Raw genomic sequence first — 11050 nt, forward strand, 5'->3', positions numbered from 1 at the left:
CACCCGCCCATCCCGCTGAACCGCGTGAGCAGCACGGTCGCGAACACGATGACCGACACCTGCCACACCGCGCCGATCGCGATCATCAGCAGGAACTCGGCGCGATACTCCAGCTGCGCACGGAAGTTGAGCCGCGTGACCTGCCACATGATCCGCGTGGCCTTGAGCATCGAACTCATACGGATCAGCCTCCTTGCGCGACGACCCGGCGGGCGGCGCGCGCCCACAGGAACCGGGTGAACAGGGCCAGCACGACCACCCACCCCGCCTGGACGGCGAGCTGGAAGCCGGCGTCGGACAGCGGGATGCGCCCGATGTAGAGGGAGAGCGGCACACTCAGCGTCGCCTGGAACGGCAGATAGGAGCTGAGCGTGACGAACCAGTCGGGGAAGAACCACAGCGGCGCGTACACCCCGGAGAGCAGGTTCTGCGCGAACACGAGGATCAGCAGAGCGGCCCCGTTGCGCAGCGCCCAGAAGCACCACTGGTCGATGACCAGCATGATGTAGTACAGCACCCACTGCCCGAGCAGCAGACTGAGCGCGAACACCCCCGCCACGGCAGCCGACTCGGGCGGATCGACGACACCCGCCGCCAGACACACCGTGTACCCGAACAACGCCCAGGCCAGCCCGTACAGTTGCTCGCCCAGCGCCCGCAGCGCGTAGTACCGGCGCGGCGGCATCGGCCGCATCCACCAGTAGACGATCGTCCCGAAGTGCATGTGCTGCTGGACGGTGTCCCGCCCCGAGTACTGGTCCAAGTCCCGGATCCGGGAGCTGAGGACGGCCAGCACGGCGTACGTCACCGCCTGCCCCCGGTCGAGCCCGGCGGTCGTCCCGGTCTGCGCGTACAGCCCGTGCCACAGCGAGGCGACCAGCACGATCTGTACGGCGAGCCGCAGCAGCGCCCCCGTCATCCGGGGCGGCGTGTACAGCTCGCCGAGCGGCGTGACCCACGCGGCCCGCCAGGCGTACGGCATGCCGCTCATCGTTCGCCCTCCGCGTGGACGTACGCGGCCCGCATGACGTCTTCGAGGTCGGCCTCGTCGAGGGCGACGTCCGTCACCTCGTACCGTTCGATGACCGCCTTGAGGGCCTGGTGGACGGTCGGCGCGTCCGGGCCCTCGGGGCCGAACACCACGACCGGGCCCTCGTGTTGGACGACGGCTATCCCGCGCAGCGGCGTGACCTCGGTGTGCGGGTCGGCGAGCGTGGCCCGCACCTGCCAGGTCGAGCCGAACTTGCGCCGGATGTCCTCCAGCGGCCCGTCCAGCACCAGACGCCCGTGGTTGATCAACACCACGCGTTCCGCGAGGCGTTCGACCTCCGTCATGTCGTGCGTCGTCAACAGGACGGTACGGCCCCGCTGTTCGACCTGGTGGCGCAGGAACTCCCGGACCTGTTCCTTGACCACGACGTCCATGCCGATCGTCGGCTCGTCGAGGAACACCACGGCCGGGTCGTGCAGCAGCGCCGCCGCGAGGTCGCAGCGCACCCGCTGGCCCAGGGATAGGTGGCGCACCCGTGTCGACCAGAACGAGGACAGGTCGAGCAGGTCGTCGAACTCCTTGAGGCGCGCGGCGTGTTCGGCCTTCGGTACCTCGTAGATGTCCCGCAGGATCATGAACGACTCGCGCACCGGCAGGTCCCACCACAGCTGGGTGCGCTGCCCGAACACCGCGCCGATGTTGCGGGCGTTGCGCTCGCGCTCCCGGTACGGGACGACGCCCGCGACCCGCGCCTCGCCCGAGGTCGGGGTGAGGATGCCGGTGAGCATCTTGATGGTCGTGGACTTGCCCGCGCCGTTCGGGCCCAGCAGGGCGAGGAGTTCACCCTCGGCGACGTCGAAGCTGATGTCGGACACGGCGTGCTTGGCGACCCGCTCGGGGTCGACCAGCGAACGCAGCGCGCCCGCGAAACCCGGCCGGCGGACGGTGGTGTGGAAGGTGCGGGACAGCCCGCGCACCTCGATGCTGCCGCTCACTCGATGAGCCTCCATACGACGGGGACGGACACGAAGGGGGAACGAGCACACCGAGGCCGGCCCGGAGAACGCCGGACCGGCCTCGAAGGGGACGAGAAGGGAAGACAGAGAAGCGGGAAGACCCTAGAAACTCTCGGTGAACACGAACGAGAACTCCGCGGGCGCGGCCTCCAGTACGTACTGCGGGAGCGGACCGGGACCGCACGCCTGCGTTCCCACCCCGTGCACCGCGTGGTCCAGGTGGACCCACACGGTCTCGCCCGGCACCAGGTCCGTACGGTGGCGCGCGGCGTCCAGCTCCTCGGTGGTCCAGCGGCGTGCCGTGAACCAGAACTCCGGGTCGCCCTCGACCTGGAGCCCGCCCAGCGTAGCCCTGCGCACATCGGCCCGCGAGCCGTTTTCCTGCGGGAACACGTACGGCGTCTGGAGCGCGTCCACCGTCGACTCGTACCGCCCGACGGCCGACGCCTCCCGGCTGTCCGGGTACGCCTCCAGCGGCCCGCCGCCGAACCAGCTCACCGCGTCCGTCGTCCCCGGCAGCCCGAACCGGACGCCGAGGCGCGGCAGCGGGATCGTCCAGTGCCCCTCGGGCGTCACGGACACCGTGAGCTTCAGGCGCGAACCGTCGGACGTCCAGCGGTAGACGGTCGCGATGCCGAGGTCGGCGGCGGCCGGCGCGACCCGGGTCCGCACGGTCAGCGCGTCCCCCTCGACCTCCACCGCGTCGATCCGGTGCCGCATCCGGTGCAGGCCCGCCTTGCGCCACAGCTCGCTGTAGTTGGTCCCGGAGAACCACTCGGTCCCGTTGTCGTTGTCGGTCGTCGCCCGCCACACGTCGAGCCGCAGCCCGCCCGTCACCGGCACCGCCCCGATCGACATCAGCTCACCCGTACGGGAGTCGAAGACGCCAGGCCCGAGCGTGATCCCGCCCTCGCCGACGACCGGCGCGACCTGGGCGCCCAGCGTCGGCAACGCCCGCGCCGCGACCGGCACTTGACCCCACGCGACCACGTGACCCCGCGCACCCCACAGCGTGTCGGCGGCCAGCGCGGCCCGCACGGTCCACGCCGTCTCCACGCCCTCGGGCGCCTGCACCGGCACCGGCGGCAGCTTCACGTCCGCCGACGCACCGGCCGGCAGTGCGGGCACCTCCAGCGCGCCCGACGCGACCTCCGCGCCGTCGACCTGGAACGCCCAGGTGAACTCCAGCGCCGAAAGGTCCGCGAAATCCTGCTTGTTGGCGATCCGGACACCCTCGCCACACGGCACGACCGAGACCGGCTCGATGACCTTCTTGAACTCCAGGAGCCCGGGGGAGGGCGTGCGGTCCGGGAAGATCAGGCCGTCGCAGACGAAGTTCCCGTCGTGCAGCTCCTCGCCGAAGTCGCCGCCGTACGCGTACCCGAACTCGTCGTGCACGATGCCGTGGTCGATCCACTCCCAGACGAACCCCCCTTGCAGGCGGTCGTACTTCTCGAACAGCCGCTGGTAGTCGGCGAGTCCACCCGGGCCGTTGCCCATCGCGTGCGCGTACTCGCACTGGATGAAGGGGAGTTCACGCCGTTTCGCGGCGCCCCCGTCGAGCCCCTTGCCGATCTCCTCGGTCTCGCCGTGGAAGGCGTACATCCGCGAGTAGACGTCGGTGTCGCGCGAGGACCGGTCGCCCTCGTAGTGCACGAGCCGCGAGGAGTCCCGGGCGTGGATCCACTCGGCCATCGCGGTCAGCCCGCGCCCGGTGCCCGCCTCGTTGCCCAGCGACCAGAACACGATCGAGGGGTGGTTCTTGTCGCGCTCGACCATGCGCTCGGCGCGGTCCAGGAGGGCCGGGGTCCAGCGGTCGTCGTCGACCGGGTTGTCCCGCCACTTCTGCTCGCCGAAGCCGTGCGTCTCCAGGTCGCACTCGTCGATCACCCACAGGCCGTACTCGTCGCACAGGTCCAGGAACGCCGGGTGCGGCGGGTAGTGGGAGGTGCGCACCGCGTTGACGTTGTGCCGCTTCATCAGCAGCACGTCCTCGCGCATCGTCTCCAGGTCCAGCGAACGGCCCGTCTCGGGGTGCCACTCGTGGCGGTTGACGCCCTTGAAGAGGATCGGCGTCCCGTTGACCTTGATCAGACCGTCTTCGAGTACGACGGTCCTGAAGCCGATCCGCAGCGGGACGCGCTCACCGGACGTGGCGAGGATGGCGTCGTACAGCCGAGGCGTCTCGGCGGTCCACGGGTCGACGGCCACCGAAACCGACTCCCCCGTGGAGAGGTCGAGGTCCAGCTCCGGGACCGTCACGCGGCCGGGTACGTCCGAGTCGACGCGCAGGGTGCCGGTGCCCGTGACGTGGTCGTAGGAAGCGGTTACAGCAAAGTCCCGGACCGCGCCCTCGGGGCGGTGCAGGAGGGTGACGTCACGGAAGATGCCCGGGAGCCACCACTGGTCCTGGTCCTCCAGGTAGGAGCCCGCCGACCACTGGTGGACGCGGACCGCGACAACGTTGCCTTCGGGGCGCAGCAGGCCGCCCACCGCGAACTCGTGGGCCAGGCGCGAGCCCTTGAACTCGCCGAGTTCCGTGCCGTTCAGCCAGACGCGGGCGCAGGACTCCACGCCGTCGAACCGCAGGACGGCGTCCCCGCCCGCCGGCCAGTCGCCGGGGAGGTCGAAGACGCGCAGGTGGTCACCGGTCGGGTTCTCGGTCGGGACGTGCGGCGGGTCCACCGGGAACGGGTACAGCACGTTGGTGTAGATGGGGGCGCCGTGGCCCTGGAGCACCCAGTGCCCCGGGACCGAGACCTCCGCCCACCCCCCGGCGTCGTATCCGGGCGCCGCGAACGCGTCGTCCTCGGCGCCGGCCGTCGGCGACAGCCTGAAGCGCCAGCGGCCGTTCAGCGACAGCGTGGCCGCGTCCGAGGCCGCGTACCAGGCGCGGGGCGGGAGTGCCCCGCGGCCCGGCGAGACGTCCTCGACGTAGGCGACATCCGTGGAGGTGGTGCGGAAAGACATCGGTCTCCAGCTCTTCAGCGGTGGTTCAGCCCTTGATGCCCGTCTGTGCGATCCCCTGCACCAGCCAGCGCTGGAGGAAGAGGAAGACGAACACCAGCGGCAGGATCGACACGGCGGTGGCCATGAAGATCAGGTGGTAGTTCACGGTCTGGTTGGTCATGTACGAGGACAGCGCGACCTGCACCGTCCACGAACTGGGATCCTGCCCGATGACCAGGGGCCAGAGGAAGGAGTTCCAGCCGTTGATGAACGTGATGGTCGCCATGGCGGCGAAGAAGTTCAGCGAGTTCGGCACCACGACACGCCAGTACGCGCCCCAGTAGCCGAGCCCGTCCACCCGCGCCGCCTCCTCCAGCTCCTTGGGGAACCCCAGGAAGTACTGCCGGAACAGGAAGCACGTGAAACCGCTGAACAGCCCCGGAACGATGAGACCCCGGTAGGAGTCCACCCAGCCGAGGGACGACACCAGGACGAAGCTGGGCACGAAGGTGACGGCCGTGGGCACCATCAGCGTCGCGAGGACCAGGTAGAACACCTTGTTCGCGTGCTTGTACGGGATGCGCGCGAGGCCGTACCCGGCCAGCGAGCACACCAGCAGGATGCCGGTCGTCGACAGGACCGCGACGACCGTCGAGTTCCACAGCGAGCGCGCGAAGTCGACCGTCGGGTCGTCGAACAGCTCGCTGACGTTGCCCCACTGGATGCTGGTCGGGAACCACTTCCAGTTCTCGCCGGTGATCTCCTGGTCCGTCATCAGCGCGTTGCGGATGATCAGATAGAAGGGGATCAGGAAGAGGAACGCGGCCACGGCGGTGGCTATGTACAGTCCGGTGTTGCCGAGGACAGAGCCACGCTTACGACTGCTCACTTCGACTCCTCCCCCCTTCCGAAGCCCATGATCTTGCCCTGCACCAGCGTGACGACGCAGATCAGGATGGTCAGGACGACCGCGCCCGCGCTGCCCACGCCGTAGTTCTGGTTCTCACCCAGCGCCATCTTGTACAGCTCGACCAGCGGCGGCTGGCCCCACGTGGCCTTGGTGAGCAGGTTGAAGAACTCGTCGAACGCCTGGTACGCCGCGATCAGCAGCAGCAGGATCACCGCGGTCGAGGTGGCCCGCAGCTGCGGCAGCGTGATGTACCGGAACGTCTGCCACCCCGGCTTCGCGCCGTCGATGGCCGCGGCCTCGTACAGCTCCTTGGGGATGTTCTGGAGTGCCGCGATGAACAGGATCATGTAGAAGCCGGACTGGAGCCACAGGCGTACGGTGACGATGACCAGCCAGTACCACGGCGGGTCGGGGCTCGCGAGCCAGGCGATGTTGTCGATCCCGAACCAGCCGATGACCGTGTTGGCGAGGCCGAAGCGTACGCCGTTGAAGAGGGACATCTTCCAGATCAGCGAGGCGGCGACGTAGCTGACCGCGGTCGGCAGGAAGAACGCCGACCGGAAGAACGCCCGCGCGATCTTGATCCGGTTCACCATCAGGGCGAGTCCCAGCGAGACCGCCCAGGTCAGCGGCACGATGAACGCGGCGAAGACGGTGAACGTGACCAGCGAGTTGCGGAAGTCGACGTCCGTGAGGATCTGCTTGTAGTTCTCGAAGCCGACGAACTCGCTCGGCGTGACGGTGAAGCGTGCCTCGAAGAAGCTGAGCCAGACGCTCCAGCCGATCGGCACGAAGACGAAGACGATCAGGCCGATGAGGAAGGGCCCGGTGAAGAGCCAGAAGTTCGCGGTGGGGGAGGCGGCGAACCCCCGCCTCGGCCGCCGGCCCGAGGGGGCCGGGACCGGGGCGGAGGAGCCGGCCTTCCGCGTGGTGGTGGTCGACATGTCGTGGTCTCTCCGCGGCCTATCCGAAGAGCTTCTTGAGTTCGGCGTCGACCTTCTTCTCGGCGGCGGCGAGCTGGGCCTTCGGGTCGTCGTCCTTACGGATGGTGTTCGCGACCACGTCGTTGATCGCGGAGATCATCGCCTGCGTCCAGCCGATGTTGTCGAAGTGCCCGAACTGGTTGAAGAGCTTGACGCCCTCGGCGGGCAGGCCCGTCTTCAGCTTGGTCGCGCTCTCGGCGAGCGAGGTGCGCGGCGGGATGTGGAAGCCGTAGGAGGTCGCGAAGTCCTCCTGGTACTCCTTCTGGTCGATCCACAGCCACTTCACGTACTCCTTGGCCGCCTCGACGTTCTTGCCCTTGGCGTTGACGAACATCGACCAGCCGCCGTTGATCACCGACTCCTTGCCGGCCGCGCCGATCTTCGGGAACGGGAAGATGCCGATGTCGTCGCCGAGCGCCTGCTGCATCGCGGGCATCGCCCACATGCCGCACCACTGGATCGCCGTCAGGCCCTGCGTGAACGCCGACGGGTCCCACCAGTCGGTCGGCGCGCCGAGCAGCAGGTCGCCGCTGGTGAACAGCCCGCGCATCTGCTTGAGGCCGGCCGCGACCGCGTCCGTGTTGAACGCGGGCTTGTTGTCGGCGGTCAGCGTGTCCGCGCCCGCCGACCAGATCAGCGGCGACTGCACCGGGGTGATGTCGTTGCCGAGGTAGGCGCCCTTGACCTTGCTCGTGGTGAGCGCCTTCGCGGCCTCGATGAACTCGTCGAGCGTCTTCGGGACCTCGACCTTCGCCTTCTCGAACATCGAGGGGCGGTAGAAGAAGAACTGCGGGTCGTCGATCATGCGGACGCCGTAGATCTTGCCGTCGACCGTGTGCGAGGTGATGTCGGCCTGGTTGAAGTCGCTCTTGACCGGCGCGATGATGTCGGTCAGGTCGGCCACCTGACCGCTCTTGACGAGCTGGATCTGCGGGTGGAACTCGAAGACGTCGGGCGCGTTGTCGGTGAGCAGCGCGGCGAACAGCTTCTGCTCGAAGTTGTTGCCGGTGATCCACTGCGTGGTGACGTTCGCGCCCTTGTACGCCTTCGCGTACTTCTTCACGGCCGCCTCGACGCCGTTCTCGCCGTACGCGTGGAAGTACTGCACGAGGTCCTTGCCGGAACCGGAGCCGCCGCCGCGGCCGGTGTTCCCGCCGCACGCGGCCAGTCCGCCCGCGGCGGCCAGACCCATCGCGGCGCGCAGCACGGATCGACGATTCCAGTTGCTCATGTTCGATGCCGACATGCTTGACGTCCTTGTCTTGAGTGCGGCTGCGACGCAACGGCTCAGGCACGGTGGCTCGAAAGCGTTGCGGAGCGGGACGTTAACCTTCGGCTAAGGCTTCGGCAAGGGGTTGAACAAAGTCTGTTCGAAGCGTTGTGACTGTTCGGCCGGACGAACAAGGGGTCGGAGCAAGGGGTTGGGACCGCCGGGCCGAGGCGCCCGGCGGCCCCGGGTCAGGGCCGCGCCCCGTCGCCCGTCAGACGGACGGCGCGGTACGGCTCCTCGCCGCGTTCGTACGCCTGCCCCCGCTCTGACCTGCGGACTGCAACGCGCCCTCCAGGGCGAGCGTCGCCGCGCCGAGGCACACCGAGTCGGTGAGGATCGGCGACAGGACGATCTCCGTGGCGGCCATCGGCCGCTTCAGCGCGTGCCGGGCGACGGCCTCGCGGACCTCGCGCACCAGGGGCTCACCGAGCCGCAGGGCGACCCAGCTGCCGAGCACGACGACCTCCGGGTTGAGGACGTTCACCAGGTCCGCGACGGCCGCGCCGAGATACCGCGCCAGATCCCGGACCACCTTCACCGCCACCGGGTCCTGCTCGGCCAGCCCGGCGGCCAGCGCGTCCAGCGTGGCCGACTGGTCCTCGGGGTGCAGCAGCGCGCTGCGCGGGCTGAACTCCCGGATGTTCTGCATGATTCCGGGCGCTCCGACGTACGTCTCGACGCACCCGTGGTTGCCGCAGTGGCACAGCCGGCCGTCCAGCACCAGCGTCGAGTGCCCCCACTCCCCGGCGCTGGAGCTGACCCCCCGGTGCACCGCCCCGCCCAGGATCAGCCCGGCGCCGACGCCCGTCCCGAGGATCAGCACGACCGCGTCGCCGTGCCCGCGCGCCGCCCCGAACCACAGCTCGGCGACCGCGCAGGCGCGCAGCGGGTTGTCCAGGTACAGGGGGTACGCGATGTGGCCGGAGAGCAGGTCGAGCAACGGCACGTCGTGCCAGTCCCAGTTGGGCGCGTACTCCGAGACGCCGGTCGCCCGGTCCACCTGGCCCGGCATGCTCACCCCGACGCCGAGCACCCGCGCCGCGTCCACCCCGGCCTGGGCGACGACCGAGCCGGTGGCCGCCGCGATGAGCGCGACGACCTGCTCGGGGCGGCTCTGCCCCGGGCGCACCTGCTCCGTGGCCCGCGCCAGGACGTTCAGGCCGAGGTCGTACAGCTCGACATGGACGTACGTCTCCGCGATGTCCACGCCGATCAGCGCGCCGCCCTGGGCGTTCACCGCGACCAGGCCGCGCGGCCGGCCGCCCGCCGAGTCCTCGAAACCGACCTCCGTGATCATCCGGAGGTCGAGCAGCTCACCGACGAGGGTCGCGACCGTGGCGAGGCTCAGGCCGGTCTCGGCGGCGAGCTCCTGCCGGGAGGTGGGCGAGCGGGCGATGATCTGGCGCAGCACCTCGTAGCGGTTCGCGGTGCGGATGTCGCGTGATGTGCGCTTCACCGGAGTTGCCCCCATCCCTTCCACCGGCGCGGGAGCAGCGTCGCTCCGGCGCCGCGCCAGGCTATGGGGGTGCCCTGTGATTCGACAAGGGTTCGGAAAGGGGGTTTATAAAGTCAGCCCGCCAGCACCTCGCGAACGAACGCGTTCGTGAACTTCCCGGCCGGGTCCAGCTCGTCCCGGAGCGTCCGGAAGGCGTCGAGCCGGGGGTAGCGCTCGCGCAGCGCCGCCGGGGCGGTGGTGAAGACCTTGCCCCAGTGCGGGCGGGCGCCGAAACCGTCGAGAGCGCTCTCCACCGCGCGTACGGCGGGGAGTACGGCGTCCATGTCGTCGGTCCACGTGAAGTGCAGGGCCACCGAGTCGTGGCCGTACGCCGGGCTGAGCCACTGCTCGTCGGCCGCGATCGTGCGGACCTCGCAGACCTGGAGCACCGGGGAAACCGTTTTCCGGACGTTTCCGACTGCACCGAGCGCGGCCGTCGCGTGCTCGCGGGGGAGCAGGTACTCCGACTGGAGTTCGTCGCCGCTGCTGGGCGTGAACTCGGCCTTGAAATGGGGGAGCCGCTCGTGCCAGGGGCCTGCCGTGCCGAACTGGTCCGTGCAGTTCTCCGCCGGCATCCCCGGCACCGGGTGCAGCTTCTCCGTCGCCGGGGCGGCCCACGGGAAGCCCGCGTACGGCTCGTCGATCCGCCGCTTCACCCACACCTGCCGGAACCCCGCCTCCCGCCAGTCCGTGAACAGGCTCACGCTGTACGCCGCACCCGCCACCGCCTCGAAGTCCAGCCCCTCCAGGGGGAGTTCGGTGAACGTGTACTGCTCGACCCCGTACGCCGGTTCCAGGTCCAGCGTCAGCGCGACGACGACACCGAGGGCGCCCAGCGAGGTGACGGCGCCGGGGAATCTCGCGTCCCCTCTGCCGATCGTCACCAACGAGCCGTCGGCGGTGAGGAGTTCGACCTCACGGACGGGCGCGGCGAGGGGGCCGTTCCTGACGCCGGACCCATGCGTCCCCGTCGCGACGGACCCGGCGACCGAAATATGCGGCAGAGACGCCATGTTGGGCAGCGCGAACCCCGCCTCATCGACACGCCGGGCCAGTTCGGCGTACCTCACACCCCCACCGACCCGCACGGTACGCCGCTCCGTGTCGACATCGACCACCTGCGGCAGAGCGTCCAGCGACACGAGCACCCCCTCGCCCCCCGGCTCGGCGATCCGGTTGAACGAATGCCCGCTCCCCAGCACCCGCACCCGGTCGTTCCCCGCGACCGCCTTCCGCAGCGCCTCCACGCCGTCCGGCCGCACCACATCCTTCGCCACGAACCTGATGTTGCCCGCCCAGTTGGTCACGCTCGCGGTCATACGTCGTCCTTCCGGCTTCCGAGGGGATGCGGGGGAAACCTACCTCGCCGGGGCGAACACCGGGGCTGGTGGATGGCTTCTTGCGAAAGGACCCGGCCGGGTCGGGATCTCCGTGGG

General features: G+C 69.6%; 8 protein-coding genes and 1 pseudogene. All 9 read right to left on the minus strand.

From position 1 onward, the window contains the following. A pseudogene (locus tag AOK24_RS50435) lies at positions 1-179 on the minus strand (ABC transporter permease); the annotation flags it as partial. A 5-nt stretch (positions 180-184) separates the two neighbouring features. After that, positions 185-991: an ABC transporter permease gene (locus AOK24_RS10500; protein ID WP_055719793.1), complete on the minus strand. Its 807-nt coding sequence runs from the start codon at positions 989-991 to the stop codon at positions 185-187. Then, positions 988-1986, minus strand: coding sequence for an ABC transporter ATP-binding protein (locus AOK24_RS10505; RefSeq protein ID WP_055719794.1), 999 nt, complete (start codon positions 1984-1986; stop codon positions 988-990). Before AOK24_RS10505 ends, AOK24_RS10500 begins: the two co-directional genes overlap by 4 nt. 123 nt (positions 1987-2109) lie before the next feature. Further along, positions 2110-4977 (minus strand): glycoside hydrolase family 2 TIM barrel-domain containing protein, encoded by a 2868-nt coding sequence (locus AOK24_RS10510; protein WP_055719795.1) that lies wholly within the window; start codon positions 4975-4977, stop codon positions 2110-2112. Between the two features lie 25 nt (positions 4978-5002). After that, complete coding sequence (locus AOK24_RS10515; protein ID WP_107103929.1) at positions 5003-5845, minus strand: carbohydrate ABC transporter permease; 843 nt, start codon at positions 5843-5845, stop codon at positions 5003-5005. Further along, positions 5842-6810 (minus strand): carbohydrate ABC transporter permease, encoded by a 969-nt coding sequence (locus tag AOK24_RS10520; protein WP_055719797.1) that lies wholly within the window; start codon positions 6808-6810, stop codon positions 5842-5844. The genes AOK24_RS10515 and AOK24_RS10520 overlap by 4 nt, the downstream gene beginning before the upstream one ends. A gap of 19 nt (positions 6811-6829) precedes the next feature. Continuing rightward, positions 6830-8095: an ABC transporter substrate-binding protein gene (locus tag AOK24_RS10525; protein WP_055719798.1), complete on the minus strand. Its 1266-nt coding sequence runs from the start codon at positions 8093-8095 to the stop codon at positions 6830-6832. Positions 8096-8330: 235 nt separating this feature from the next. Beyond that, entirely contained in the window at positions 8331-9575 is a 1245-nt protein-coding gene (locus AOK24_RS10530) for an ROK family transcriptional regulator (protein WP_055719799.1), read from the minus strand. A 113-nt stretch (positions 9576-9688) separates the two neighbouring features. Beyond that, positions 9689-10933: an FAD-binding protein gene (locus AOK24_RS10535; RefSeq protein ID WP_055719800.1), complete on the minus strand. Its 1245-nt coding sequence runs from the start codon at positions 10931-10933 to the stop codon at positions 9689-9691. Positions 10934-11050 lie beyond the last annotated feature (117 nt).

It is taken from the genome of Streptomyces niveiscabiei, assembly GCF_001419795.1.
GTDB lineage: Bacteria > Actinomycetota > Actinomycetes > Streptomycetales > Streptomycetaceae > Streptomyces > Streptomyces niveiscabiei.

What these genes read in the sequence shown, in the direction of transcription:
- AOK24_RS10500 (WP_055719793.1), bottom strand. Translation starts at nt 991, where the DNA reads ATGAGCGGCATGCCGTACGCCTGGCGGGCCGCGTGGGTCACGCCGCTC.
- AOK24_RS10510 (WP_055719795.1), bottom strand. Translation starts at nt 4,977, where the DNA reads ATGTCTTTCCGCACCACCTCCACGGATGTCGCCTACGTCGAGGACGTC.
- AOK24_RS10520 (WP_055719797.1), bottom strand. Translation starts at nt 6,810, where the DNA reads ATGTCGACCACCACCACGCGGAAGGCCGGCTCCTCCGCCCCGGTCCCG.
- AOK24_RS10525 (WP_055719798.1), bottom strand. Translation starts at nt 8,095, where the DNA reads ATGTCGGCATCGAACATGAGCAACTGGAATCGTCGATCCGTGCTGCGC.
- AOK24_RS10535 (WP_055719800.1), bottom strand. Translation starts at nt 10,933, where the DNA reads ATGACCGCGAGCGTGACCAACTGGGCGGGCAACATCAGGTTCGTGGCG.